The sequence below is a fragment of the Streptomyces sp. NPDC104831 genome (genome assembly GCF_055583025.1).
The window spans coordinates 94,964-120,892 of the sequence record NZ_JBVJOT010000006.1; the positions used below are offsets into that span (position 1 = coordinate 94,964).

Annotated in this window: 19 protein-coding genes and 1 pseudogene; 7 read left to right on the top strand and 13 right to left on the bottom strand. The window is 75.4% G+C overall.

Annotated elements, in window-relative coordinates; translation table 11 throughout:
- Positions 1–218 precede the first annotated feature (218 nt).
- The 3 genes from ACZ63H_RS06360 to ACZ63H_RS06370 all read left to right on the top strand — a co-directional run bounded on the left by ACZ63H_RS06360 (position 219) and on the right by ACZ63H_RS06370 (position 7,390).
- Complete coding sequence (locus ACZ63H_RS06360) at positions 219–641, top strand: DUF6003 family protein (RefSeq protein WP_469862779.1); 423 nt, start codon at positions 219–221, stop codon at positions 639–641.
- A gap of 518 nt (positions 642–1,159) precedes the next feature.
- Positions 1,160–5,293 carry a CHAT domain-containing protein gene (locus ACZ63H_RS06365; protein ID WP_469862688.1) on the top strand — a complete coding sequence of 1,378 codons (4,134 nt, stop codon included), beginning with the start codon at positions 1,160–1,162 and terminating at the stop codon, positions 5,291–5,293.
- Between the two features lie 96 nt (positions 5,294–5,389).
- Positions 5,390–7,390: a caspase family protein gene (locus ACZ63H_RS06370; RefSeq protein ID WP_469862689.1), complete on the top strand. Its 2,001-nt coding sequence runs from the start codon at positions 5,390–5,392 to the stop codon at positions 7,388–7,390.
- Positions 7,391–7,416: 26 nt separating this feature from the next.
- Here the strand turns inward: ACZ63H_RS06370 and ACZ63H_RS06375 are convergent, their stop codons facing one another.
- From ACZ63H_RS06375 to ACZ63H_RS06385, 3 genes are read right to left on the bottom strand one after another with little or no spacing between them, the layout of a single operon-like run.
- The gene (locus tag ACZ63H_RS06375; RefSeq protein ID WP_469862690.1) at positions 7,417–8,067 is read right to left on the bottom strand and encodes an RES family NAD+ phosphorylase; all 651 of its coding nucleotides are present in this window, start codon (positions 8,065–8,067) and stop codon (positions 7,417–7,419) included.
- A 2-nt stretch (positions 8,068–8,069) separates the two neighbouring features.
- Positions 8,070–8,738 (bottom strand): hypothetical protein, encoded by a 669-nt coding sequence (locus ACZ63H_RS06380; RefSeq protein ID WP_469862691.1) that lies wholly within the window; start codon positions 8,736–8,738, stop codon positions 8,070–8,072.
- Positions 8,735–8,968, bottom strand: coding sequence for a hypothetical protein (locus tag ACZ63H_RS06385; protein ID WP_469862692.1), 234 nt, complete (start codon positions 8,966–8,968; stop codon positions 8,735–8,737). The genes ACZ63H_RS06380 and ACZ63H_RS06385 overlap by 4 nt, the downstream gene beginning before the upstream one ends.
- A 755-nt stretch (positions 8,969–9,723) precedes the next feature.
- Here ACZ63H_RS06385 and ACZ63H_RS06390 point away from each other — a divergent pair.
- On the top strand, positions 9,724–10,935 hold the full coding sequence (locus tag ACZ63H_RS06390) for a hypothetical protein (RefSeq protein ID WP_469862693.1): 1,212 nt from the start codon (positions 9,724–9,726) through the stop codon (positions 10,933–10,935).
- 72 nt (positions 10,936–11,007) lie between these two features.
- Here ACZ63H_RS06390 and ACZ63H_RS06395 read toward each other — a convergent pair.
- The 3 genes and pseudogenes from ACZ63H_RS06395 to ACZ63H_RS06405 all read right to left on the bottom strand — a co-directional run.
- Positions 11,008–11,358: pseudogene (locus ACZ63H_RS06395) on the bottom strand (phytase); the annotation flags it as partial.
- A gap of 222 nt (positions 11,359–11,580) precedes the next feature.
- On the bottom strand, positions 11,581–11,727 hold the full coding sequence (locus ACZ63H_RS06400; RefSeq protein WP_318199498.1) for a hypothetical protein: 147 nt from the start codon (positions 11,725–11,727) through the stop codon (positions 11,581–11,583).
- Between the two features lie 133 nt (positions 11,728–11,860).
- A complete protein-coding gene (locus ACZ63H_RS06405; RefSeq protein ID WP_469862694.1) occupies positions 11,861–13,375 on the bottom strand; it encodes a glycoside hydrolase family 3 protein in 1,515 nt (504 codons plus the stop codon).
- A 247-nt stretch (positions 13,376–13,622) separates the two neighbouring features.
- Here ACZ63H_RS06405 and ACZ63H_RS06410 point away from each other — a divergent pair, with 247 nt between their 5' ends.
- Genes ACZ63H_RS06410 through ACZ63H_RS06420 form a run of 3 tightly spaced genes read left to right on the top strand, consistent with a single transcriptional unit; the run spans position 13,623 to position 16,972 of the window.
- Positions 13,623–15,011 carry an MFS transporter gene (locus ACZ63H_RS06410; RefSeq protein ID WP_469862695.1) on the top strand — a complete coding sequence of 463 codons (1,389 nt, stop codon included), beginning with the start codon at positions 13,623–13,625 and terminating at the stop codon, positions 15,009–15,011.
- On the top strand, positions 14,998–15,993 hold the full coding sequence (locus ACZ63H_RS06415; protein WP_469862696.1) for a zinc-dependent alcohol dehydrogenase: 996 nt from the start codon (positions 14,998–15,000) through the stop codon (positions 15,991–15,993). Before ACZ63H_RS06410 ends, ACZ63H_RS06415 begins: the two co-directional genes overlap by 14 nt.
- Positions 15,994–16,003: 10 nt before the next feature.
- Entirely contained in the window at positions 16,004–16,972 is a 969-nt protein-coding gene (locus ACZ63H_RS06420; protein ID WP_469862697.1) for a Gfo/Idh/MocA family protein, read from the top strand.
- On the opposite strand, the gene ACZ63H_RS06425 is transcribed toward ACZ63H_RS06420, so the two are convergent.
- The 7 genes from ACZ63H_RS06425 to ACZ63H_RS06455 all read right to left on the bottom strand — a co-directional run bounded on the left by ACZ63H_RS06425 (position 16,953) and on the right by ACZ63H_RS06455 (position 25,907).
- Positions 16,953–18,161 (bottom strand): galactosyltransferase-related protein, encoded by a 1,209-nt coding sequence (locus tag ACZ63H_RS06425; RefSeq protein ID WP_469862698.1) that lies wholly within the window; start codon positions 18,159–18,161, stop codon positions 16,953–16,955. The genes ACZ63H_RS06420 and ACZ63H_RS06425 overlap by 20 nt on opposite strands.
- 32 nt (positions 18,162–18,193) lie before the next feature.
- Positions 18,194–19,078, bottom strand: coding sequence for a phytanoyl-CoA dioxygenase family protein (locus ACZ63H_RS06430; protein ID WP_469862699.1), 885 nt, complete (start codon positions 19,076–19,078; stop codon positions 18,194–18,196).
- A 44-nt stretch (positions 19,079–19,122) separates the two neighbouring features.
- The gene (locus ACZ63H_RS06435) at positions 19,123–20,256 is read right to left on the bottom strand and encodes an acyl-CoA synthetase family protein (RefSeq protein WP_469862700.1); all 1,134 of its coding nucleotides are present in this window, start codon (positions 20,254–20,256) and stop codon (positions 19,123–19,125) included.
- Between the two features lie 10 nt (positions 20,257–20,266).
- Positions 20,267–21,448, bottom strand: coding sequence for an aldehyde dehydrogenase family protein (locus ACZ63H_RS06440; RefSeq protein WP_469862701.1), 1,182 nt, complete (start codon positions 21,446–21,448; stop codon positions 20,267–20,269).
- Entirely contained in the window at positions 21,445–23,517 is a 2,073-nt protein-coding gene (locus ACZ63H_RS06445) for a DegT/DnrJ/EryC1/StrS family aminotransferase (protein WP_469862702.1), read from the bottom strand. Before ACZ63H_RS06445 ends, ACZ63H_RS06440 begins: the two co-directional genes overlap by 4 nt.
- An 83-nt stretch (positions 23,518–23,600) precedes the next feature.
- A complete protein-coding gene (locus tag ACZ63H_RS06450) occupies positions 23,601–24,806 on the bottom strand; it encodes a radical SAM protein (RefSeq protein ID WP_469862703.1) in 1,206 nt (401 codons plus the stop codon).
- 75 nt (positions 24,807–24,881) lie between these two features.
- On the bottom strand, positions 24,882–25,907 hold the full coding sequence (locus ACZ63H_RS06455) for a helix-turn-helix transcriptional regulator (protein WP_469862704.1): 1,026 nt from the start codon (positions 25,905–25,907) through the stop codon (positions 24,882–24,884).
- Positions 25,908–25,929: the final 22 nt, after the last annotated feature.

The following is a 25,929-nucleotide window of genomic DNA, read 5'->3' on the forward strand; positions in this document are numbered from 1 at the left end:
TACTGGGATAGCGCCCCCACCGGGGTGGGTCAATGGTCTGGACCAAAAAGGGACTAGACCAATTTCGCGGGTCGGGGCGCCCTCGCGCAGTACAGGGCACGCGGCGGCGGACTGGACCACGTTCGAACGTCAGACCAGGTCCGCGTGGGGATGACCATGCGCCGAACGCGGGTATACGGGGTGCCGGGCCGACAAGTTTCCGACGCAAGGAGCAGATGATGACCGACGACGCCTATCTCGTGCTGCAACCCGATTCGACGGCCGCGCCCGGCGTGCCGCTCGCGGCCGTCGGCGATCTGGCCTTCCTGGAGACACCCGCGGTACGGGCCTGGTTCGAGGCCCAGGGAGTCACCGAGACCTCCCCCGACCTGCGGCTGGTGGCACCCGAGGAGACGGCGGCCATTCCCGGGGACGCCGAGCGCCTGCCCGTGCCGCTCGGCGAGGAGGAACTGAGCCGGCTGCGCCACCACAGCGCTCCGCCGGACCTGGCGCGGCTGGAGGAGGAACTGCTGGGCTACCGCTCCTGCACCGACGGCCGCGACGCCCTGCTCGCCCGAGCCCTGGCCGCCGGGGTGCCGGCGCACCGCGTCGCGGAACTGACCGGCGAGGACCTGGCCACCGTCGAGGCCGTCACCCACTGAGAAGCGCGCCGGCCGGGTCGGCGCGTCGCGCCCGTGCCGGTCCCGGCGACCGTTGCCGGACGCGCCCACCGGAGCCGTGCCGCGCCTGACGACGCGTTCGACGGGCACGGCGGAGGGGACGCGGTTCCCGGCGCCGCCGTCGACGCGGTCCGGGAGGGGACGCGGGGCCCGGCGGCCGATCCCGGGGAAGCCGGTACGAACCGTGGCGGGGGGAGCACGGCGAACGAGGGACGCGCACGCGTCGTGTGCACCCGTACCTCGTCGTGGCCGAGGACCACGGCCCCGTCGCCGCACGGCACGAGGCGCTCCGCACCCCACGCCCACCCCCGTACACGGTGCGCGCGGTCGCGGCGTCCAGGACCGGCCGGCCGGTCCGCCCGCCACCACCGCGCCGGTCGAGCGGACGGGCGCGGTACCGGAATCCACCCGGAGGACGACCCGCCGACGACCTGCGGAACGCGGGGAGTTGGGATTCACTGGTCTGCGGGGGCGAAGCCGCTCCGGGACGGGGTGCGGGGATGCGGGACGGCGGTACCGAGTGGGAGCAGGCGGACGGGGACCTCGGTGGCATACCGGACGAGGAACTGAGGGAATGGGTCGACCAGGCTCGTGCGGAGCTGGCCGCGCAGCCCCCGGGCGGCGACCCCGATGCCCCGGCGCTGCGGGTGGCGATGGCCCTCGGGCTCGCGGAGCTGGAGGCACGCCAGGGCGACCCCCGCGACCTCGACGCCGCGATCGCCGCCGTCGAGCAGGCGCTCGCCGACGGCCCCGGCCACCCCGACGCACCCCAGTGGCGCGGCATCCTCGGCCAACTGCTCTGGCACCGCTACGAGGCCGCCCTCGCCCCGGGGACAACCCCGCAGCGGCAGGCCGAACTCCTGGTGGAGCCCCTCAGGCAGCTGGAGGCCGCCGCGGCCGTCCTCGCCCCGGGAGAGGAGACGACCCGCCAGGTCCGGGCCCGGCTCGGCGTCGCCTACGGACTCCGCCACTCCTTCGGGAACGACCCGGCCGACCTGGACGCGGCCATCGCGGAACTCGGCGAGGCGCTCGACGGCGTGCCCGAACCCATGGGCCAGCCGGCCTTCTTCCGCTTCCACTACGGCCAGCAGTACGCCTCCCGCTACGACCTGACCGGCGCCGGCGCCGACCTGGACCGGGCGCTCGCCGAGATCCGGCGGGCCGTCGAGGACGGGGAGAACTCCACCGAGTGCGAGGACGGCTGGTTCCCCATCGCCCGCGTACAGCTCGCCCGGATCCTGCTCCTGCGGCTGCCGGAGGCTCGTGAACACCGCGACCGGACCGACGTCGCGCTGGCCCTGGCGCAACTGGACCGGCTGCCGCTCGACAGTCCCGCGCTGGCGGAACTCCCGGTGCCGCTGCTGAGGAAGTACGGCATGCTGCTGTGCGAACGGGCCGGGGAGCAGACGCGGTCCGAGGACGCGGCACGGGCGCTCGCCGTGTTGCGGCAGGTGGCCGAGCGGTGGCCCGCGGACGCCCCCGACCGCTGGATCGCCCTGATGAGCCTGGCCGCCGGATGGCAACTGGTCGGGCTCTCCACGCTCGACGCGCAGGCGCTGCGCGCCACGGAGGACGCCTACACCGACGCCCTCGCCGTGTGTCCGCCCCGGCTGCGGCACTTCGTGGAAGCCACCCGCGGCTACGTCAGAGAGGCGCGGGTGCGTGCCGGACACCTGCCGGACGTGCCCGGGGATCCCGTCGTCCAGGCGGGGCGGCAGGCGGCGACGGCCCTGCGACGGGCCATCGCCGAGCCGGGCACGAGCGGGCAGGGGACCGGCGAAGACGCGGCCGAGGAGCCCCTGTCGCTGGGGCTGACGGGTTTCGGGTCCGGGGGCGAGGACCTGCAGAGGGTGATCGAGCGCTGCGAGCACACCGCCGCGGTCCCCGCCCTGCGCCGGCTGCCCTTGATGCTGATGGCCTTCTTCGCGCCCTTCCTCGGGGAGTTGGGCATCCGGCCCACCGCCGAGGAGGTGCGGGAGCGGATCCGCGCGGCCATGGACGTCCTGCCCGCGGACGACCCCGTGCGGGCGAGCCTGCACATGGTGGCCGGCCAGGCGGCGATGACCGAGGCCGGTCAGTCCCACGACCTGGAACGGGTCGAGGTCGCGCTGGAACACTTCGACACGGCCCTCGCCATGACGGACGCCGCGGCGGAGGACGCCGTGTTGCGCGGCAACCGGGAGGTCTGGCGCATCAACGCGCTCGCCTTCCGGGCGCAGGTGAGGGGCACGCAGGACGCCCTCGCCGAGGCCGCCGCCGCATTGGCCGTCCTGCGCGCCGACCCGTCGGTGACGGCTTACACGCGGGTGTACGCGGCGGTGCAGTACGCCCTGGTCGCGGCCCGCCGGGCGTTCGCCGTGAACGATGCCGCCGGGCTGGCCGCGGCGGCGGCCGACCTCGCCGGCGCCCGGGACAGGCTCCCCGCGGACGACGCCATGCGGTCCAGGGCGACCGCCCTGCTCGACGTGCTGACCACCGCCCGGCGCTTCATCACCCCCGGAGCCGAGCCGCCGCCCGAGCCCGTGGACGTCGACCTGCTCCGGCACGAATCGGTGCCGCTGCCGGCGGTGGAACGCGCCGAGACCCGGGGGCTGACCGGTCTCGCCCTCGGTCTGCGCGTCCTGGAAGGCCGGGAGGACGGCCGGCTCGACGACGCCATCGCACTGCTGGAGGAAGCCCTCGCGCCGCCGCATCCCGCCGCCGGTGGCGGCAACCGGTTCCGGTTCGCCCAGGCCCTTGCCCTGCTCCGGCTGCGCAGGTACCGCGCGGGCCGTGACGGGACCGACCTGGACGAAGCCGTCCGCCGGTCCGAGCAGGCCATGCGGCTGCTGACCCACCCGGGTCACTACGGATGGGCGATGGCCGCCATGCAACTCGCCGACGCCCTCCGCACGGCCGGCCTGGCCGGGCGCGGCGACCCGGCCGCCCTCTTCGCCCGCAGCCGCGCGGCCGGGCTGCGGGCCCTGCGCGGTCACGCCTGGCAGGTCCTGCTGCAGTCCCGCGCGCAGTACACGACCGAGGTGCTCTCCCTCTGCGCCGAACACGCCCTGACGGTGGCCCGCTGGTGCATCGCCGACGGCTGCCCGGACCAAGCGGTGCGGGCCCTGGACTCCGGCCGCGGACTCGTCCTGCACGCGGCCTCGGCGGCCGGCACGGTCCCGGAACGGCTGACGGCCGCGGGCCGCCCCGACCTCGCCGCCGAGTGGCGCGGGGCGGCCGGTGCGGACGACCGCGCACCGGCCGAGGACATCCCCGGCGACCTGCGCTACCGAGCGCTCAGGGTCCTGGTCGGCACGGATGACCTCCTGTCCGACGCCGACGACCTCCTGTCCGACACCGGCGGTCCCCTGTCCGGCACGTCGGCCGACGGTGCCGGTACGCCGGGGCCGCGGACCCGCCCCGGCGACCTGCTCACCCCGCCCTCCCTGCGCGACATCGCCACGGCACTGCGCCGTACCGGTGCGGACGCGATGGTGTACCTGGTGCCCGGCGAGGGGACGGGACCCGGCCCGGGCGGCTCGGCCGTCACCGTCCACGCCGACGGCCGGACCAGCCTGGTGCACCTCGGAGGACTGACGGCGGACGCGCCCGCGCTCACCTCCTACCTCGGCCCGGGCCGGGCCCCCGGCGACCGGGACATGGGGCCCGTCGACGGCGTGCCGCCACCGTCCGCCCACGGCCGGGACATCGGGCGCCGCACGCTGGAGGACCTGTGCGACTGGGCGTCGCAGGCCGTGCTGGAACCGCTCCTCGCGCACCTGCGCGCCCAGGGCGCCACCCGGCCCCCCAAGGTCGTGCTCGTCCCGATGGGGCACCTCGCCGCCGTACCCTGGCACGCGGCCCGCAGACGTGCGCCGGGCGGCCGGTACCGGTACGCCGTCCAGGACGCCGTCGTGTCGTACGCCGCCTCGGCCCGGCTGTTCTGCGAGGTCGTCGCCCGTGAGCCGGTTCCCCGCGACGCACCGGGCCTGGTCGTCGGCAACCCGACCGGGGACCTGCCCCACGCGGGCCGGGAGGCCGCCGCCCTGCACGCCGCCTTCTACGGCACCGCGCCGTACCTGGGCCGGCACGAGTCGGGCACGCCGAGCGGCACCGGCACTCCGGCGGAGGTGCTCGGCTGGCTGCGCCTGCGAGGACTGTCCCCGGGCGGGGTACTGCACCTGGCCTGTCACGCCGACGTACCCATGGACGCGGCGGCCGGCACCGCGCGGCTGCACCTCGCGGGCGGCACCCTCGCCGCCGAACAGCTCACCGAGCGTGCCCAGCACCGGGACCGGCCCGGCCGGCTGGGGCTGGTGTCGCTGGCCGCCTGCACCACCCACGTCTCGGGGCGCGGCTACGACGAGGCGTTCACGCTGTCCACGGCGTTCCTCGTGGAGGGGGCCAGGTCGGTGCTGGGCTCGCTGTGGCCGGTGCCGGACGCGGCCACGTCGTACCTGATGTTCATGGTGCACCACTACCTGAACGCGGAGGGCGCGCGCCCGGCCGTGGCGCTGCGGCTCGCCCAGTTGTGGATGCTCGACCCCGACCGGCGGCCTCCCTCGTCCATGCCGCCCGAACTGGCCCGCCGCGTCGGCTCCGTGGACCCCGACGACCTGCGGGGGTGGGCGGGCTTCACCCACCTCGGCCAGTGAGGAAGAGGCGATCGGCAAGGGCGGCAACCACAACTCACCCAGCCCGAGACCCGGTTGCGGCCGGGTGCGCGGGCCGCTGACTGGGAGGCTCCTGTCATGGGAACCGTGTACGCGCTGTTCGTGGGGATCGACGACTACCCCGCTCCCCAGCGGGGCCTGAGGGGTGCCGTCAACGACGTGGAAGCGGCGGCCGGTCTGCTCGGCACCCTGGCGCGGGGACCGTTCGAGCCCCGCTTCCTGCGGAACGCCGAGGCCACCACCGACGGCGTGGTCGGCGCCCTCCGCGACCACCTCGGCGCCGCAGGTCCCGGCGACACGGCGCTCTTCTGGTTCTCCGGGCACGGCAGCGATTACGAGGCCGTCCTGCCCCTGCACCGGCGCACCGAGGCCACCGGCCGCTACCAGGCGCTGGTCTGCGCCGACAGCCCGCGCGAGGGCGGCCGGCCGCTCGTCGACAAAGAGCTGGGCGGGCTGCTGGACACGGTCGCCGCGCGGGGCGCGCACGTGGCGGCCGTCCTCGACTGCTGCTTCTCCGGCGGCGCCACCCGTGCGTCCGCCCCGGCGGGACTGACCGCGCGCTACGCCCCGCCCGCCGCCTGGTGGGAGGCGCCCCCCGCCGCACGAGGGCTGTCCGCGGGCACCGGCGCACCCCCGGACAGCCATGTGCTCCTCGCCGCCAGCCGGCTCGACCAGCTGTCCTACGAAAGGGACTTCGACGGCGTCCCTTACGGAGTGTTCACCCACGCCGTGCTGGCGGCGCTGCGGGCGGCCGGACCGGGCGCGACCTACCGCGATGTGCTGGCCGCCGCTCACTGCGCGGTCCAGACCGAGCGCGCCGACCAGCACCCGGTCCTGTTCCCGCCCACCCCGGGGGGCCCCGCCGACCGGCCCTTCCTCGGCGGAACGGTGACCCGTGCGCGCGATCCGCACCTGCTGCGGCACGGACCGCACGGCTGGGAGGTCGACTGCGGCCGGGTGCACGGGCTGTCCGGGGACGACCCCGACGGCACCGAGTTCACCGTCACCTCATCCGGGGCCGCACCACGCGTCGTACGCGTCCGCACCGTCCACGCCGACCGTGCCGAGGTGGAACCCGTCGGCCCGGAGCCCGATCGCCGGCGGGCCCATCCGGTGGCGCTGTCGGCGCTCGCCGTGCCGCCCACCCGCGTCCGCGTCGAGACACCCGACGGTTCCGGCGCCGCCCGCGAGGCCGCCGCACTGCTCCGGGACGTCATCGGATCGGCGGGCCCCGGGGGCGGGCCGGCACCGCTGCTCCGGCTGACCGACGACCCGGCCTCGGCCCCGGGCCACCTGCTGCGCGTCGTGGTGTCCGCGGGGCGGGACACCGGCCCGCGGGCCGGCGTTCTGCGGCGCGACGGCTCGGCGGCCGTACCGCCGCTGCCGCTCGACGGGCAGGAGGACGCCCGCCGCGTCGCCGACTGCCTGCACCACCTCACGCGCTGGCACCAGCTGTTCACCCTGGACAACCCGTCGTCACCACTGAGGGACCTGGTCCGCGTCGAGATCCTCCCCTGGACCTACGACGGGCCCTGGAGCTCCGACCGGCCGGGACCCGTCCTCCCGGACGGCGGCGGGGAGATCGTCTGCCGCTACGGCCGCTCGCCGGCCGGCCGCCCGCAGGAACCCTGGCTGTCCATCCGCCTCCACAACCGCTCGGCGACGCGAACCCTGTGGTGCGTCCTGCTGAATCTCACCGACAGCCATGCCGCCCACACGGACCTGTATCCGGGCCACTTCATCGGGCCCGGCCGTACCGGCTTCGCGCTGAACGACCGGCCGGTCGCGCTGTCGGTGCCCGCGCGCCGGGCCCGCCCCGGAGCAGAGGTCCGGGACTGGCTCAAACTCATCGTCGCCGAGGGGGAGTTGAACACCGCTCCCTTCCATCTGCCGCCCTGGGACCCCGACAGCTCCGGTGATCGCGGTGCCCGCCGGCCCGACACCGTCCTGAGGCTCACGCCGCCCGGTCAGGGCGTCCGCGACCTGGGGGAGGCCCGCCCGCAGGCGCCGGGCCAGTGGACGACGCGTACGATCCCGCTGCGCACGATCATCCCGGACGACGACCGACCGGTACGGTAAGGGAGTTCGCCCGTCCGGCCGCGGGTTCAGGGCGCGAGGCGGGCGTGGTACGGCGCGAGGACGGAGTTCAGCCAGTCCTCGCCGTCGGGAGTGCCGAAGTCGACGGCCGGCTCGGACTCGGTCACCGTGTCCGTCGCGCACCGGTCGCCGAACAGGACCACGACCCGGTCGGCGGGCTCCCGCTTGGACGGCCAGACGAAGCCCTGCGCCCACGGCTCGGTCCGGTCGCGGATCCAGTGTCCCCAGCTCCGCGTCCACGGATACTCCGCGGCCTCGGCCTGCACCAGCCAGGAGTCCTGCCCCACCGCCGCGAGGTCGGCGCCCGACATCAGCGACACCACCGTGACGTCGGCGGCCAGCCTCAGGAACGCGCAGCGTTTGCGGGCGATGCCGGTGCGCGGCAGCAGCCGGGGCCCGCCGTCCGCGGTGAACGGCACCGAACGCAGCAGCGACTCGCAGACCGCCGCCGCGGGCGCGAGCCCCGCGTACAGATAGGTGTAGGGACGGTCCTCCGTCGCGTCGAAGCGCCCGCCGCCGTAGAGCCGGTCGGCCGGAACGGGGTTGAAGGCGGTGGCGGCGAGCGCCGAGGCGTGCACCCGGAACAGCGGGGTGCCCTCGGGGAGCGTCACCTTCGTGGGCGTGCCGGGCAGCGCGGCGGGCGGGGGTACGTTGGGCACCGTCACTCCCCGTCCAGCAACGACCGCGCCGCGGCCACCAGTTCCCCGTCCCGGGCCGCCCCCAGCAGCGCGGCCGGTTCGGTGCGCAGCCAGGCGTTGGCCGACAGCCACCAGTCGGCCGCCCCCCACGGATCCCGGCCCGCGTCCAGCAGCGCGTTCACCTCCAGCACCACCCGCCACGGCCGTGCGTCCTCGCGGAACTGGAAACGCGGCAGCACCGCCCGCCCCCCGGTCCCGGGCAGCCGGATCAGGTCCGGCGCCGTCGGATCACCGCCCCGGCGGCGGACGTCCGCGTCGTCCAGCACCGGATGCGCGAGCAGGCGCTCACGGACCGCGCCGAGCACGGGACCCACCATGGGGCTGCCGTCGACCAGGAGCACGGCGAGGTCGGCGGCGCGGAATCCGTGGACGGCGACGTCCCGCGCGCTCTGGGAGTACCGGGCGCCGTCACCGGCACCCAGTCTCCCGGCCTCCTCCGGCGGCAGGCAGCCGAGGACCAGTCGTGCGGCGGCCTCGGCGTGGCCGCGGCGCTCGTCTTCGCCGCCCGCCGCGCGCAGCCCCTCCAGGGCCGACGCCAACCGCGCCCCGGGCTCTGCTCCCAGACGCGTCAGATACGGCCCCAGCCGCTCCCACGCGGCCGCGACCGCGGCCAGTACCCGGAACGGATTCACCGGCTCCTCTCCCTTCCCCGGCTCCACCGGCTCCCGGGCGCGCAGCGCGCCCGGGCCGACTTCCTCTCCTTGTACGTGAGGGACCCGCCCTCGTTCAGGCGCTCGACGAGGCCGAAGGCGGCGAGGGCGAGGGGGGTGAGGTCCGCGGTGCGCGGACCGTCCTTCATCCGCCGCAGCCCGGCCACCAGGGCGCCCTCCTGCCTGCCCGGCCTGCCCACCCGGTCGTCCACCGTGCTTGGCGCGGCCGCATCGGGCGGGGCAGCAGCGTGAAGTCGTGGGCGAAGGAGGTGCGGGACATCAGGCCGCCCGCGATCATCCGTGCGACGGCCGTGTTGCCGATCGTGCGTCGCAGGGCCGTCGGAGGGCCCGCCTGAGGCGCCCTGCCACGACCGGTCGCGACCATGCCGGCCGGACGCGTGACGGGTCCCCGGGCGGGCCCGCGGGGCCGGGCCTGCGCGGTCCGGGCCGGTGGTCCGTCGGGACTCGGTGGTGTGCCGCATGGAAGATCCGTTCGAACGAGATCTCTTGCATCGCCTCAGCACGCGACTCTGCCCCAGGAACCGCCGCTAGGGAAGGGCACGGTGGACGGACGAAAGGCCCGTCCGGTCCGCCCGAACGGTCACCCGTGAACAGCCGGGCCCGCCGGTCTCCCCGGGCCGTCGGCCGGTGACGGCGACGGCGACGCACCGGGAGCCCGCGGGCTCGGGGGGAGGACCGGGGTGGCCGGATCCTCTGTTGACCCGGGCGGGCGGTCCGGGGTTGGCTCGCCGTGGTCCGCGGAACGAGCGCGGAGCGCAGGGGGCCGCTCGGTCGCGCGCCGTCCGCGTTCCGGCGCCGGCGTCCGGTTCGGGTGGGCAGGGGAGGGGACATGCGGTGGTGGAGACCGGCCGTCTTGCCGGTGGCGGTGCTGGCCTGCGTGGCGGGGGTGGTTCCGGCGGCGGCGGCGCCGGCGAGCGGAGGGGCGGGGCGGCCGGGGCCGACGGTGGTGAGCACGGCGGCTGACGGCACCCCGGCGAACGGGGACTCGGGCGGCGCCGTGGTCAGCGCCGACGGCCGCTTCGTGGCGTTCCTCTCCGAAGCCGACAACCTGGTCCCGGGCGACACCAACGGCCTCGCCGACGTCTTCGTGAAGGACCTGCGCACGGGCGCCGTTGACCGGGTCGACGTGGCCGACGACGGCACGCAGGCCGACGCCGCCGCGTCACGGGTCTCCGTGAGCGCGGACGGCCGCTACGTCGCGTTCGACTCCGCGGCCGGCAACCTCGACCCGTCGGACATGCCCGGCGCCTGGGACGTCTTCGTGCACGACCGCGTCACCGGGCGCACCGAGGCCGTCGTGCCGCACCCGGGCGGGACTCCCGGGAACAGCTACGACCCGGTGATCAGCGCGAACGGCAGGTACGTGGCGTTCGCCTCCTACCGCGACGACCTGGTGCCGCAGGACACCAACGACGGGATCGACGTGTTCGTGTACGACCGGGCGAGGGACACCACGAGGCTGGTCAGCGTCTTCAGCGACCACCTCGCCGGGACCAGCACCTCCCTGGCGCCCACGATCAGCGCGGACGGCACCAGGATCGGCTTCCGGCGGATCTGGTACCCGCCGCGCGGGGCGCACGCGCGACAACCGCGGGCACCGAGGCCCTGGTGGTTCTACGTCCACGACACCCGCACCGGCAAGACCGTCCCCGCCGCCGTCGACCGCGCCGGCGGCTCCCTGAACCTGCCGCCCTCGCCCACGGCGGCCCTCGGCCCGGACGGGCGCTACGCGGTGTTCGCCTCCCCGTCGGCCGGCGTCGTGGACGGCGACACCAACGACGCGGCCGACGTGTTCGTCCGCGACCTGGCCGCCGGCACCACCCGGCGCGTGAGCACCGCCGCCGACGGCACGCAGGCGGACGGCGGTTCGGTCCGGGGCAGCGTCGGCGCGGGCGGGCGGCGCGTGTTCTTCGCCTCCGCCGCCGACAACCTGGTGCCCGGCGACACCAACGGCGCCTACGACGTGTTCGTGAAGGATCTGCGCACGGGTGGGGTGAGCCGGCTGGACGTCGCCGCGGACGGCACCGAGAGCCCGAGCGGAACGGCGGAGGTCGCCGCGGACGCCGCCGGCCGCACCGCCGTCTTCCCCCACGACGACGGCCTGGTCCCGGGCGACACCAACGGCCACCGGGACGTCCTCGCCGTGCGCCCGCGCTGACGGCACGCCGCCGGGCGGGGCAGTCCGCCCGGCGGCCGGCGCGGGGACGTGCGGGTGTCAGAGGCCGGCGGCCGTCCACCCTGCGGTCGGGGTCGGTTCCAGGAGGGCGAGCCGGGTCCGCTCGCGCTGGCTGACCAGGGCGTAGGAGCGGCCGGTCGCCTTGTCCTGCCAGGTGGCGAGGCCGTACGCGGTGCGCTGGTCGTCGATCTCGGCCTGGTCGGCGGAGAAGACGGGTACGGCGGCCGGGCCGGTGACGTCGGTCAGCGGGGCGCCCGGCTCGGACGGGCCAATGCGGTAGATCCGCAGACGGTCGTTGCCCCGGTCGCTGACCACGGCCACGTCCGTCCGGCCGGCCGGGATGCTCAGGCCGGTGACGAGGTCGACGTTGTCGAACCGGCCCGGGGCGTCGTCCTCGGCCGGCGGTGCGCTTCCCAGGTCGGTGTCGCGGACATGCCGATCCTGAGGGGAGAACTTGCCTGTAGGAGACCGTGAGCTGGCCACCCGGTCGCGGAAGGGGCCGCCGCACGCCAACTCCCGTTCCCAGCGCTTCGATGGGCCGGGTTTAGTGGGAACCGGGATCCCCCCGGCCGTCCGTCGGCCGGGAGACCCCCGACAGGCCGCCCGGGAAACGCGGGCGCCCCGCACTCACCGGCGGCCGCGCAGCTTCCGCACCAGTTCCTGCGCCTGGGCGCGGCGGCGCGGATCGGCGGCGGTCCTGCGCACCTGCTCGATCGTCCGCCGGCCCTGCGGACTCCTGGCGAACTGCTTGATACGTTCCACGACTCCGGCCATGACCTTCCTTCCGTCGTGGTGCCCTGTCCCTGCGCGGCACCCTTGGGTCCCGGCTACCCGGTGACCGGCGGTCCACCCCCGTCGGGGGGCCGCCGGCCCGCGTCCTTCGGGGCCGCGCCGCGAGCGGACCGGGTCAGCCGGCCCCGGTGAGCAGTTCGGCCGCCGCGATGCCCGAGACCCGGGTCGCCCCGTGGGTGATCACGTGGACCGCGCCGAGCTGTTCGCCGCCCGGGACCCCCATCTCCACGACCAGGGCGTCGGGCCGGTGGCGGACCAGCGTGGCCAGGGCCCGCGCCATCCACGGGCAGCGGGCGGCGTCGCGGACCACGACGACGAGGGACCGGCCGGCGGCGGGGGCCAGCGCCTCCCGCTCCAGGAGGCCGGGGTCGTCGGTGAGGTCGTACTCGCCGATCCGCACCGAGGTGGTGCCGGGGCGCAGGGCCCGCAGCGGCTCGGCCACGCCCCACGGGGTGCTGCCGTCGATGGCGAGGTTGGTGACCGGGGACAGCTCCACCACGTGCGGGTCGCCCACCAGCGGCAACCGGGCGTCGGCGGCCGGGTTCCGGTGGACGGTGACCGCGCGCCGGGCGGCGAGGAGACCGATGCCGTCGGCCGCCTCGTCCGCCGCGGCCGCGCGGACCAGCCCGGCGGACCAGGCGGCGAACTCCTCGACCCGGCCGGCCGCCTCGGCGAGCCGGTCCTCGGGCAGGGTGCCGTCGAGGACGGCCGCGACGAGCGCGTCCGCGAGGCGTTCCGTCGTGACGGCCTCCGCGCTCTCGCCGCCGACGCACACCGCGTCGCACCCCGCCGTCACCGCTCGGACGGCCGCACCCTCGATGCCGTAGCGGTCGGAGACCGCGGCCATCTCGATGCCGTCCGTGACCACCAGACCCGTGAAGCCCAGTTCCTTGCGGAGCAGGTCGCCGATGATGCGGTCACTGAGGGTGGCGGGCCACTCCTCGTCGAAGGCGGGGGCGAGCATGTGGGCGGTCATGACGGTGCGGACCCCCGCCTCCATCGCCGCGACGAAGGGCGGCAACGCGATCCGGGCGATGCTGGAGGCGTCCGCCGTCACCCGCGGCAGACCGTGGTGGGAGTCGACGTTGGTGTCGCCGTGCCCGGGGAAGTGCTTGGCGCAGGCGGCGACGCCGGCCGACTGCAGGCCGCGGACCCAGGCCGCGGTGTGCCGGGCCACGACGTCGGTGCGGGAGCCGAAGGAGCGCACGCCGATCACCGGGTTCGTCGGGTTGGAGTTGACGTCCGCGCTGGGCGCGTAGTTCAGGGAGACGCCGGCCTCGCGCAGCGCGCGGCCGATGTCGCGGGCGACCCGCTCGGTGAGGTCGACGTCGTCCACGGCGCCGAGGGCCAGGTTGCCGGGCCAGGAGGAGCCGTTGCGGGCCTCCAGGCGGGTGACGTCCCCGGCCTCCTCGTCGATGGCCACGATGAGTTCGGGGTTCTCGGCACGCAGCGACTCGGTGAGCGCGCGGACCTGCTCGGGGTCCACGATGTTGCGGCCGAACAGCACGACGGAGCGCAGCCCCTCGCCGATCCTGCGCAACAGCCAGTCCGGTGCGGTGGTCCCGACGAACCCCGGCTGGAGCACGGAGTTGGCCAGTCGCATGAGGTCCGGGTGGCTGGTGGCGGCCATGTGAGTCCTTCGGGTGAGCTCGATGTGGTCGGCGGTGACACAAGGGCCCCCGGCGACGGCGGCGCCATGATGAGGGGGATATTGGCCTGTACCAATCCGCGGTGTCAAGGAGATCACTTGCCTTTTCCGCTGGGCCAACTTCCTTGGTGATCACTGGGGTTGACGCGTACCGGGAGCTGTGCGAGCCTCCCCCGGTGCTTGACCTCAGGTGACGGGAGACGACCATGTATGCCCCCTTCGAGACGTCATGACGTCGTCGGCCGCGGGCGGTCTGTTCTCACCCGCCTACCGGGCGTGCACCCTCGCGGTGGCCGCCCTGTTCGTCCTCGTCGCGTTCGCCGGGCTCGCCCTGAGCACCGTGATGCCGCTGGCCGTCCAGGACCTCGACGGGCTCGGGCTGTACGGCCTGGCCTTCGGCGGGTTCCTCACCACCGGCATGGTGGGCACGGTGCTGGGCGGCGGCTCGGCCGACCGGCGGGGACCCGCGCCCGTGCTGTCCGCCGGGCTGCTGTGCTTCTCCGGCGGCGCGCTGCTCTCCGGCACCGCCGCCTCCATCGCCCCGTTCGTGCTGGGCCGGTGCGTCCAGGGGCTCGGTGGGGGAGCGGTCACCGTGGCGCTGTACGTGGTCGTCGGCCGGGTCTATCCACCGGCCCTCAGACCCCGGATGTTCTCCCTGGTCACCGCCTGCTGGATCGTTCCTTCGATGGTGGGGCCGCCGGTCGCCGGGGCGGTCGCCCAGCACCTGTCCTGGCCGTGGGTGTTCCACGGCATCGCGGTCCTCGGCGTGGCGGCCCTGGCCCTGCCCGCCGGGCTGCTGCGGCGGCTGCCCGCGACGGACGGCGAGGACCGGGAGGAGCCGGACGGGCTGCGGCTGCTGCCCGCGACGGCGGTGGCCCTCGGCGCCGGACTGCTCCAGTACGCGGGCGCGGAGACCGGCGTGCGCCGGGCGGCGGCGGCCGTCGCCGGACTCGTACTGCTGGCCGTCTGGGTACGTCCGGCACTGCCCGCCGGCAGCCTGCGCGCGGCGCGCGGCATACCGTCGCTGGTGCTGCTGCGCGGCGTCACGGCGGGCGCCTACTTCACGATCGAGACCTACATCCCGCTGATGCTGGTGAACGAACGCCAGTGGTCGCCCGGCACCGCCGGGATGTCGCTCACCGGCGCGGCCCTGACCTGGTTCGCCGGCTCCTGGCTGCAGGGCCACCCCCGGCTGCCGCTGCCCCGCGAGCGGGTGGTCCTCGCCGGTGTGCTGATCCACGGGGCGGGCACGGCCCTGACCCTCTGCGGCACCCTGCGGGCGATGCCCGCCGCGACCGTGGGCGCCGGGCTCGTGATCGCCGGGTTCGGCATGGGCCTGCTGCTGCCCGGCATCGGCGTCCTCACCCTCGAACACTCGCCCGCCGGCCGGCAGGGCCGCAACTCGGCCTCGCTGCAACTGTCCGACAACCTCTGCAGCGTGCTCCTGGTCGGTCTGTGCGGCGCGCTGTTCAACGCGGCGCACGTGCGGGTGGGGCAGGACTCCGCCGCCTTCGCGGCCGTGTTCGCCGTCGCGCTGGCGGCCACCGCCGCGGCCGTCCCGATCGCCCGCAGAATCGCAGTGCCCCCGACGGAGGAGAAGAAGCATGCGACGGTATGAGCTGGCCGGCCGGCGCGACATCCGCCTGGCCACCGACGTGCCGGTGCCGCGGCCCGGGCCGCTGGAGGTCCTGGTCCGGGTGCGGGCCTGCACCGTCTGCAACCGCAGCGACCTCGCCTACTACCACTACCACGGGCTGCGCGACCACTGTTCCCAGGGCTGCTTCGGCCACGAGATCGCCGGCACCGTGGAGGCCGTCGGACCGGGCGTGACCCGGGTGGCGCCCGGCCGGCGCGTGTTCGTCCGTACCCCGCTGACCTCCGGGTACGCCGACTACGCGCTCGCCCGGGAGATCTCCGTGGGCGCGCTGCCGGACGCGGTGCCCTTCGAGCAGGGGGCCCTGCTGCAACTGCTGCCGCTGGCCGTCCACGCCACCCGCGGGGTGCGGCTCGGCGACCGGGTGGTGGTGCTCGGGCAGGGCCCGGTGGGCCTGATGGCCCTGCGGATGGCGGCCCTGCGCGGGGCCGCGGAGATCACCGCCGTCGACCTGGACGACTGGCGGCTGGAGCGCTCCTCGCGCCTCGGCGCCGACCTGGTGCGCCGCGTCGACGGCAGCCGCGACCAACTGCTCGGTGTGGGAGCGGCGTTCGACGTGGCCGTCGACGCCGTGGGCACCCCCACCACGCTCAACGCCTGCGTGGACCTGGTGCGGCAGAACGGGCTCGTGGTGATGCTCGGCACCCACCACATCGACACCCGGGTCACGGTGGACCTGGTGACCTGGGAGCGCAAGGGCATCCGGGTGCACAGCTCCGCCGAACCCCTGGACACCGCACGGGCCGAGGCGCTGGCCACCGCCGAACGCCTCGCCCGGACCCGGGAGTTGTACCTGCCCGAGCTGCTCACCCACACCTACCCCCTGGAAGAGCTGCCCAAGGCGATGGAGCGGCTGTCGGCCAGCCGCGTGCTGTACCCCGACGCGGAGCAGGCCCCCTACGACGGCCCGCCGCCCCGCACCCTGAAGGTGGCGATCGTCCCGTGAGGACGCGCCCGTGAGGTGGGGCGTGGCCGGCCACGGCGACATCGTCACCCGCCGGGTGCTGCCCGCCCTGCGCGCGCTCGGCGAGGAGCCGGTCTTCCTGTGGGGCCGGGACCCGGGGCGTACGGCGTCGGCGGCGGCCCGCTGGGGCGTGCCCCGGTCCGGCACCTCCCCGCGGGGCCTCTTGGAGGGGACGGACGCGGTGTACGTCGCCACCCCCGTCGCCCGCCACGTCCCGCTGGCCTCGGCCGCCCTCGGCGCCGGGCTGCCCGTGCTGGTGGAGAAGCCGCTGGCCGGGGCCCTGCGCCCGGGCGGCGCCGGGCTCGCCACCGCCCGGGCCTGTGCGGGCGTCGCCTACTACCGCAGGCTCGCGCCCGTCCTCGGCGAGGTCCGCCGGGAGTTGACCGGGTGGACCCCGGAGCGGATCGAGGTCCGGTTCCGGTACGCGTTCGACCCGGGCCCGCACGACCCCATGCGCTGGCGCACCGATCCGGCCGTGTCCGGCGGCGGGGTGCTCGCCGACGCGGGCAGCCACCGCCTGGACCTGCTGCTGACGCTGTTCGGGCCGCCCGCGGGGGTACGGGCCCGGCTGGGCCGGCGGTTCCCGGCGGGCGCCGAACGCACCGCCGCCGTCGACCTGGACTGGGCCGGCGGGCCGCGCGCGCACTGCCTGCTGGAGTGGGGCGGTGGACCGCCGGTGGACCGGCTGGCCCTCCACGGCGGCGGCCGCTCCCTGGTGCTGGACCCGCTGGACTCGGGTGCGCTGCGCGTCACCGGCCCCGCGGGTGAGCACCGCGTGGTGGACGCGCCCCCGCACCCCAACCCCCATCTGCCGCTGGTCGCCGACTTCCGGGCGGCCGTGAGGGAGGGCCGGCCACCGGTGTGCCCGCTGGCCGAGGCCGTCCTCGTCGACGACGTGATCGTGGCCGCGGAGCGTTCCCACGCCCTGGGCGGGGCGCGGGTCAGGCCGGGGCCGGGGTGAACTTCCCCGGGTCGCCGTAGCCGTGCCCCGGGGACCAGCTCAGCGGCTCGATGTGCGCGTTGAAGGGCCTGCCGTCGTCCCGGGTCATCTCCGGCCGCGGATGGTCGAGGTGCAGCAGCGCGTCGTCGTAGCGGCGCAGTGGCGCGGCGGCGGCCAGCCGGGCGACCACGTCGTCGTCCTCGCCGCCCCACCCCTCGTACCGCTCGTCGAACCCGCCCACCGCGTGGAAGACGTCGGACCGCACCCACACACAGCCGCCCGGGGGTTCGCGCAGCAGCAGACCGCGCAGGACGGAACCGGGCACGTCGGCGGCGCCCTCCTCGGTGCGCAGGCCGATGGCGCGCGCGGTGGACGGGCCGTCCAGCGACAGCGACCAGCGGAACGGCAGGTGGGCGCCGTTCCCGTCACCGGTCAGCCGCGCGGTGTTGCGGGCGACGAAGTGCCGGTCGACGAGGATGTCGGCATCCAGGACGCACACCTGGACGGCCGCGCCGGCCGGGAGGCCGCGGGTGGCCTCCACGACCCCCACGTTGACCGCCCACGCCTTGTTGAACAGGCCGTCCTTGCGGGCGAGGACGTACCGGTCGACCACCCCGTCGAGCAGGTCCCGGGAGCGGGGCCCGCTGTCGCACTCCACCACCGTCACCTGGTGCGCCGGGGCGCCCTCCTGGTCGGCGAGGGCGCGCAGGCAGGCCAGCAGGTTCCGGGTGCGCGGCCCGCCCGAGCGGTCCCGGAAGGGGATCACCACCTGGACCGGGGCGGCACCGGGGGGCCTCGGCAGGGCCCGCGGCGCAGCGGGTGTCCCGGCGTGCGGCGCCGGGTCCGCCGCCGTGTAGTCGGCCCCGAGGTGGTAGTCGATCCAGATCCGCCGGTCCGCCCCGGCGACCATGGCGGCGAGTTCCGCCCGCCGCCCGGCGCGCCCGGCGAGCAGGTCGGCGAGGCGCTCGCGCAGCGCGTGCTGCGCCGCCGTGTCCGTGGGGTCGCCGACGACGTCCCGGTAGGCGCCCCCGGCGGCCGGGTCCGTGGCCACGAGATCGGCGAGCGCGGCGTCCACCGTGCGGTAGTGGTCCTCGCTCAGGGCCCAGTAGTCGGCGGCGATCCGCGGCACCGCCGGGTCGTGGGCCAGGACCGCGTAGGCGGTCAGACGGTCGGCGAGAGCGGGAACGGTCGGCTCGGGCGCGGTGGACACAGGAGGGCTCCGATCGGCTGGGTGCGGAAGGGTCAGGCGCCGTCGTCCGCCGACCACGGGGCGAGCCAGCGCGGGTCGGGCGTGTCCTCCGCGTGGATGAACCTCACGTCGGCGGACAGGCGCAGGGTGTCGGTGGTGTTGTCCAGCGAAGCGTGCACGATCCGCGGCAGGTGCACCATCAGGTCCCCGGCCGAGAAGTCGGTCCACAGCCAGCGGCGCCCCAGGTGACGGGCCGTCAGCTCCAGGTCGTGGCTGATCGGCCGCCGGTCGCCGGGGCGGTCGGTGACCTCGCGCAGCGGCGCGTACTCCTTGGGCCGGAGCCGGTGCGACCCTTCCAGATAGATCAGCGGGCCGGTGGCCAGCGGGCAGTCGCCCACCGGTATCCACAGGGTGACCACCCGGGGGGACGCCGAGACGGCGTTCATGTAGTCGAGGTCCACATGGGCCCGCGACGCCCGTCGCGAGCCCCGGTGGAAGTGGCGCAGGATCCGCCGGGGCAGCATCTCCGCACGGCCGCCGAGCAGGGCGCCGGCCAGCGTGGACAGCAGCGGGTCGGCCATGAACCGCTCGAAGGCGGCCGACCGGACGAAGGCGTGGGCCGGGTGCCGGGGCACCCCGTGCTCCGGGAGCCCCGCGGGCACGCTGCCGGAGAAGACGCCGTCCTCGGGGCGGGTGCCCTCGGCGAGGTAGCCGTCCGGGAAGAGGGAGAAGTACGCGCCGCGCAGGCGCAGCACCTCCGCCCGGTCCAGGACGCCCGGCAGGTACACGTAACCGTCGGCGTGCAGGCGTTCGCGCAGGGCCCCGGGGTCGCCGAGGAGTCCGGCGCTGCTGCGCAGCGGGCCGAACAGGTCCGGGGAGAACGCTATCGGCACGCCGTTGGAGGACAGGGCCGGTCGCGGCATGGTGGGGTGCGGCATGGGTTTCCTCCGGTGCGGGGTGGGGGCGGCTCGCGACGAGCGGGTCAGTACACGCCCTCCACGGCTTCCTCCTCGTCGCCGGCCGTCTCGACCGGCCGCACGGCGGCCACTCCCTCCCAGGGGAACCAGGGGTGGGGACCCGTCCGGACCGCGCTGTCGCGTTCGAGGAGGTTGGGGATGAACAGGTCCTCCAGCAGCGTGGTGGCCCGTACCCGGCCCCGTTCGCCGACCGCGACCCGACGCCACGGGTCGTCCGGGTCGACCACGGTCAGCACCGCGAACGGCGGCGGCAGATGGTACGAGTGGGTGGCGCCCTCCGGCAGGGCGGGGCCGTCCGGCACCGCGTCGGCCTGCAGGGCGTGGCCGACCAGGGTGTTGCCGTAGGTGTCGATCCACTGCACGCCCCTCAGGTGCGTCTCGCGCAGGTGCTGCGCCTCGGCGGGGGTGCAGGAGGTGCCGCCGGTGCAGACCGCGCGGACCCCGTACGTGTGCAGGGGTTCCGGCAGCCGCAGGGCGAGTTCGACGAGCAGACGCGGGGTGGTGAACAGCAGCTCGGGCCGCTCGCGGGCCAGCAGCGGCACCGTCTGGGCGATCAGGTGGTCGGTGTACGCGCGGGGGTCGCCGCCGGTGCGCAGTGTCGCCTTGACCCAGCGCGGGTCGAGGTCGATGGCGTGCACCGCCCCGTTCCAGGAGTCCGCGAGGGCCTCCACGAAGTGCCCGTAGGCGTGCGGTCCCATCGGGGTCATCGCCAGGATGTCGCCGCCCGCCAGCCCGCGCGCCCGCAGCATGACGGAGTAGATCCGCACGTCGAGTCCGAGGCGGGTGACGTTGACGATCCGGCAGGGCGCGCCGGTCGTCCCGCCGGTCTCGAAGATCCGGAAGGGGCGCCCCCGGTAGCCGCGCGGACGAAGGTCGCGGGCGGGCGCGGCGCGCAGCTCCTCCTTGTCGAAGAGGCCGAAGAGGTCCAGGGCCGCGAAGCCGTCGACGTCCTTCAGCGGGTCGAAGCCGAGGGAGTCACGGCGGGAGACCCAGAAGGGCGAGCCGGTCTCCGGCGAGAAGTGCCACCGCATCATGCGGCGGGTCCAGGCGTCCAGGTCGACGGCGAGTTCCGGGACGCTCTCGCGCATGGCGGCCCAGACCGTCGTGGGGGTCGGCGGAGCGCTTTCTACGCTGGTCATCGACTTCTCCTCATGCCGTCGCCCGCGCCCGGGGGCGGTACACGAACAGGGACCGGCCGGCGATCGCCTCGGCGGCCGCGCCGGTGGCGCTCACCACGGCCGCGAACGGGAACGGGACCTCGTGGCCGATCAGCGGGTGCCGTCGCGGATCCGGGTCCGGTTCCCCGATCAGCACCAGGTGCGGGGTGACGTACCGGTCGCCGCCGGGCGTCGTGAGGACCGGGGGCCGGCGGGTGAGCAGCCGGTCCGCCGGCCCCATCAGGTCCGTCACGGAGCGGGCCGCGCGCTCGGCCGCGCCCGGTTCCCGGAAGGCCGTCAGCGGCCAGTCGCCGCCGGACCCGCCGGTGGCCGCGTCCAGGGCGTCGGCGAGGGCGGTGGCCAGCGGCTCGGCCGGTCCGGGGCGGACCACGGTGCGCACGTTGCTGCAGAACCGCCCGGAGTCGGCCGCGACCAGGGGCAGCAGCCATTCGACCGCCTCGGCGACCCCCATGTCCCGTGGCACCAGCGCACAGCCCCGGCCGGGCCCGCGCAGGCTCAGCCCGGCCGCGGAGCGCACCGACGCGGCCAGCGAGGAACCGCCGAAGACCACCTGGCGGTCGGTGAGCCGCACCAGGCCGTCGAGTTCCCGCCGGCCGGTCGGGCAGAACACGATCCGCTCCGGCGGCCAGCCCGCCTCCAGCAGGGCGGCGGTCAGCCGGGCCGCGGAGAGCGGCTCGCGCCTGCTGGGCCGGATCCACACCGCGGCGGAACGTTCCGCCTGTTCGAGGACCGCGTCCAGGCAGGTGAAGGTGTTGCCCGGCAACGCCACCAGCGCCACCGCCGCGTCGGCCCGCGGCACCGGCCGCTCCGCCGACGCGGCCCTGAGCATCCCGCACCAGCGGTCGACCAGGGACCGGGGGAGCCCGGCCGTCTCCCACAGCGCCGCGCGGAAGTCCTCACCGCTCTGCCGCCCCAGCCCGCCCACCGTGAGGGTCCCGTGCTCGAACAGGTCCAGGGCGCGCAGCAGCAGCCCGCGCCGCCCGTCCGGCACGGGGGGCAGGCCGGGCGCCGTACGGTCCCACCAGCGGCGGTCGTCCGCGGCCACGATCTCCGGCACCAGGGCGAGCCGGGTCCCGGCCCGCCCCGGCAGCGCCGCCGTGTCGAGGGAGGACTGCCACGCCCCGCGGCGGAACGCGTGCACGACGGGCGTCATGACAGCTCGCCGCGGAGCGCCGAGACCACCCGCTCCTGCTCCTCCCCGGTGAGCGAGGGGAACAGGGGCAGGGCGATGTGGTGCCGGGCGAACCGCCGGGCCCGCGGGAAGTCGCCGTCCGTCCCCGCGGCGGCGCCGAAGTACGGCTGGTCGCACAGGAGGTGGTCGTACACCTCGCCCGCGAGGTGCACGCCGTGCCGGTCCCGCAGCCGCTTCTTCAGGACCTCCCGGTCCACGGACTCGTCCAGGTGGGCCAGGTACTTGTAGTAGTTGCTCCCGGATTCCCCGGGGACCGGGTGCGGCCGCAGTCCGGGGACCCCGTCGAGCAGCGCGTCGTAGCGCCGGGCGAGGGCCCGCCGGGCGGCGAGGGTGGCGGCGAAGCGTTCGAGGTCCACCGTGCCGACGGCGGCGTGCAGTTCGCTGAGCCGCCAGTTGCCGCCCGGCCGGTCGTGCAGGGTGGAGCCCGCGGCGCTCTTGCCGTGGTCGCGCCACCGCCGTACGGCTTCCAGGTCCTCCGGCGCCGCGCCGGTGACCAGTCCGCCCTCGCCGCTGAGGGCGACCTTCGTCGGGAAGAAGGAGAACGCCCCGAACCGGCCGAGGCTGCCCGCCGGACGCCCGCGCAGCGTGCTGCCGAAGGCGTGCGCGGCATCCTCCAGCACCGCGACGCCGTGCTCCGCGCACAGGGCGAGGACCTCGTCGAGCGACGGCGGCACGATGCCCCCGATGTGGACGGGCACGACGGCCCGGGCGCCGGGTTCGCGGTCCAGGGCGGCGCGCAGCGCGGCCGGGTCCATGCCCAGCCCCTCGGGTTCGATGTCGACGAACCGGACCCGGGCGCCCGCGCGGACGGCCGCGGCGGCCGTCGCGAAGAACGTGTTGACGGGCATCAGCACGGTCCCGCCCGCCACGTCCAGGATCCGCAGGGCGATCTCCAGGGCGGCGGAACCGGACGAGACGGCGACGCCCGCCGTGCCGGTCCAGTCCCCGGCCAGCTCCTCGAACCGGGCGACCAGCGGCCCCTGGGTGAGAACGCCGGAGGCCAGGGCCGCGTCCACACGGTCGAGGACGGCACGGCGCTCGGTGACGTCGAAGCGGATGCGCTGGGCCGGCACGGGGGCCGGGTCCGCCGGGGGCGCGGCCAGCGCGCGGGTGAGGAACTCCACCGCGTGCGCCACGTGGGTGCCGTGGCCCATGGGGAGTTCGAGCACCTGGGGCTCCGGCGCGCCGGCCGCCCGGTAGCCCCGGCGGACCGTCTCGGCGGCGGCACGCGCGTCGGCCGGGTCCAGGAAGGGGTCGTCGGTGCCGTACTGGAGCTGGAGCGGCGCGGGGGCCAGGGCGGCGTAGAGGTCGGGCAGATCGGCGTATTCGAGGATGCCCGGCAGCACCGCGCCCTCGAACCCCGTGAACAGCCGCCCGAACAGGGCCGGATAGGTGCCCAGATGACTGGCGGCGCACACCGGGAGCGGACGTTCGGCGAGCAGCGCGGTGTGCAGCGCCACGGCCGCGCCCAGGCTGTGCCCGAGCAGCCCGACGCGCTCGCCGTCGACCAGCGGATGGGCGCGCAGCACCGCCAGGGCGCCGAGCGCGTCCCCGACGAGGGCGCCGAGCAGACAACGGCCGGTGAGGGCGAACGCGTGGGCCAGGACGGCACCCTCGTCCCGCCCGGCGAGCCGCTCGGGCGCGACGCCGCCGAGCACGCCGTGGTCGAACGCCAGGGTGGTGAGGCCCGCGCGGGCCAGCCGCTCGGCGGTGTTGCGGTCCGGGTGGTCGGGCGCCACCTCGCCGGTCAGCTGTTCCAGCCGGGCGTTCTTGCCGCCGAGCACCAGCACGCCGGGCCCCGGCCGGGCGTGCTCGGGGGAGAGCAGCACCGCGCGGAACTCCCCGCGTGCCGGGGAGCCGAGCGTCAGCTCCTCGTACCGCAGGCCGTCCCGCACGGTGGTGGCGGAGGCGGTGACCGTGACGTCCGGGGACCCGGGCTCGACGCGCGCCAGCCGCCGTACGAGGGAGCGCAGCGGGCGGCCGCCGGGGGTGTCACGCGGGGCCGGCTCGGGCGTCAGAACCCGTTGCAAGTGGCGGATCTGCATGGTGTGTGCCGGACCGATTCCGTGAGAGGGGGTGGGTGTTTGCGGCCGCCGGGCCGGCGGCGCGGCCGTCAGACGAAGTCGGCGTGCAGGGTGCTCGGGACTTCCACGGCGTAGGCGTCCAGCGCCTGGTCGAGCTGGATCTGCCCGCGGTGGAGGTGCTCCAGGAGTTCGTTCTGCGGGCGGTAGAAGCACGACTTGCACAGGTCGGTACGGCGCGGGTTGGCGGCCTCCCACTCGGCGCGCGGGCCGCCCTCCAGCACCTGGGCGTAACCCTGGTCGAGCACGTTGCCGATCAGGTAACGGCTGTTGAGGTGGACCTGCGGGCACGGGTACAGGTTGCCGTCGGCGCCCACCGCGGTGACGAAGCGGCTGTAGTGGCACCGCTCGAAGTCGCCCTCGACCTGTTCGACCTGGTCCATCGGGCCGCGGTCGAGCTTGGGGACCGAGACCTCGAAGGAGTCGGTGGACAACTCGGCCGCCCGGCGCAGGGATTCGGCGATGTCCGGCATCACCGTCTCGATGGTCTCGTGACCGAGCGCGCTGTAGAACTCCGGCTCGAAACGCACGTAGTGGGCCCCGGACTCGCGTCCGATCCGGGCCGCGGCCAGGATCTCCCGGTGGTTCTGCCGGGTGATCACGAAGTTGAAGCCGATCCGGAAGTCCGGTGCCACCGCCGTCTCCCGCAGCCGTCCGACCGCTCCGACGAAGGAGGCGAAGGTCTGCTCCCGGTCCCGGGTGATCTCGTTGAACGTGGCCTCGGTCCCGGCGTTGAGGCCGATGCGCACCCAGGTGTGGGTGGCCGCGACGGTCTCGGCGACGGCCGGGCGGCCGAGCCGCGAACCGTTGGTGATCAGGCCGATGCGCAGTCCGGCCGCGTGGGCGGCCCGGCTGATCTCCGTGTACCCGGGGTGGATGGTGCACTCGCCGCTGCCGCAGAAGGTCACCGCCCGGCCGTCGTTGGCCGCGAACTCCCGCATCAGCGTGACGGCCTTGTCGGTGGGGATCGAGTCCTTGAAGGAGAACAGGTCGTAGAACTGTTCCTCGTTGGGGGAGTGGAAGTTGCAGAAGTTGCAGCGCATGTTGCAGGCGCCCATGATCCCGATCCTCATGTGGACCGGTTTGAACTCCTCGCCGGCGACGAACCTCCGCAGCAGGTCACCGTGCGCCAGCACCTTCTGCGGGGAGTGGGCCTGATCGAGACTGACCGGCGGCAGCGTGGCTACGGAATCCGAGGTTCCTACCGAACTGCGCGGAGATGTGCCGTTCTGGTCCATGGAATCCCCATCTGTGGCCGAAAGTCCATTGTTCGGTGATCCGGACGCAACCCTAAAGTGACCTTGAGCGGGGGGTCAACAGGTCCGTACCACGCGCGAATCCGATTCCTCCGGCGCGCGGGCGGAGGCGTCGAGCCCCTCGTCGAGGGCGCCCGCCTTGGCGATGAGGTACGCGAGTTGGGCGCGGCTGCGGCTGTTGAAGACCTCCGACGCCTTGCGCACGTGGTTGGCGACGGTCCGGACGCTCATGCCGAGCCGGCCGGCGATGGCCTCGTCGGTGTAGCCGTTCACCATGAGCTGCAACACCGCCCGGCGGGTCTCGTCGGCGAGCAGGGGCGGCCGGTGGGTGCCGGGAGGGCAGTCGAGCGGGGTGGCGCGTTCCCAGGCGTCCTCGAAGACCGAGACCAGGTACCGGATCAGGCCGGGGTGTTCGACGGCCAGGGCGGTCTGGCTCCGCCGTGCGCCCGGGTCGGGCACGAAGGCGATCCGCCGGTCGCACACGATGAGACGGTCGAACACCGTGTCCAGGGTGCGCACTTCGGCCCCGGCCTCGGAGATCCTCTCCACGTAGGAGAGGGTCGGGCTGTGGGTGCGGACGGTGTGCTGGTAGATGGTGCGCTGCCGGACACCGCGGCGGAGCGCGGCCACGTCGGAGGCGAGGGCCTTCTCCAGCAGCTCCCGCGGCCGGCCGCCGCCGGGCTGGGCGGTGAGCAGCTCCTCCTGGCAGGACTCCACGGCCAGGGAGAGGGTGGTGCTGATGATCTCCTCCCCGGTGATCACGCGGGCGGCCTGGACGCCGTCGCTGCGGTAGGTCTCCCGGTAGACCAGCTCGGCGCGGTTGATCGATCTGCGCACCGAGTCGAGGGCGTGCTGCCGGACGTCGATGGCGGCTTCGAGGGGGCGTACCAGGCCGATGGCGGCGAGCCCCGGAGGTATGGCGACCAGGCAGCCGTCGGCCCCCCGCCGGAGCAGCCCCAGGCGGATCAGGCATTCGGGACACTCCCCGGCCGGCGTGCGGCCCTTCAGTACGTCCGCGTAGAAGCTCAGTCCTGCCTCGCAGATATCGGAATCCTGAATTCCGGGCGCGGTGTGCGCGTTCATGCACATATGTCCCACCTTCATG

Bases quoted from the DNA above. Each gene is read 5' to 3' on its own strand.
- ACZ63H_RS06360 (WP_469862779.1), top strand. From the start codon at position 219: ATGACCGACGACGCCTATCTCGTGCTGCAACCCGATTCGACGGCCGCG.
- ACZ63H_RS06365 (WP_469862688.1), top strand. From the start codon at position 1,160: ATGCGGGACGGCGGTACCGAGTGGGAGCAGGCGGACGGGGACCTCGGT.
- ACZ63H_RS06370 (WP_469862689.1), top strand. From the start codon at position 5,390: ATGGGAACCGTGTACGCGCTGTTCGTGGGGATCGACGACTACCCCGCT.
- ACZ63H_RS06400 (WP_318199498.1), bottom strand. From the start codon at position 11,727: ATGGCCGGAGTCGTGGAACGTATCAAGCAGTTCGCCAGGAGTCCGCAG.
- ACZ63H_RS06405 (WP_469862694.1), bottom strand. From the start codon at position 13,375: ATGGCCGCCACCAGCCACCCGGACCTCATGCGACTGGCCAACTCCGTG.
- ACZ63H_RS06410 (WP_469862695.1), top strand. From the start codon at position 13,623: ATGACGTCGTCGGCCGCGGGCGGTCTGTTCTCACCCGCCTACCGGGCG.
- ACZ63H_RS06415 (WP_469862696.1), top strand. From the start codon at position 14,998: ATGCGACGGTATGAGCTGGCCGGCCGGCGCGACATCCGCCTGGCCACC.
- ACZ63H_RS06430 (WP_469862699.1), bottom strand. From the start codon at position 19,078: ATGCCGCACCCCACCATGCCGCGACCGGCCCTGTCCTCCAACGGCGTG.
- ACZ63H_RS06435 (WP_469862700.1), bottom strand. From the start codon at position 20,256: ATGACCAGCGTAGAAAGCGCTCCGCCGACCCCCACGACGGTCTGGGCC.
- ACZ63H_RS06440 (WP_469862701.1), bottom strand. From the start codon at position 21,448: ATGACGCCCGTCGTGCACGCGTTCCGCCGCGGGGCGTGGCAGTCCTCC.
- ACZ63H_RS06450 (WP_469862703.1), bottom strand. From the start codon at position 24,806: ATGGACCAGAACGGCACATCTCCGCGCAGTTCGGTAGGAACCTCGGAT.
- ACZ63H_RS06455 (WP_469862704.1), bottom strand. From the start codon at position 25,907: ATGAACGCGCACACCGCGCCCGGAATTCAGGATTCCGATATCTGCGAG.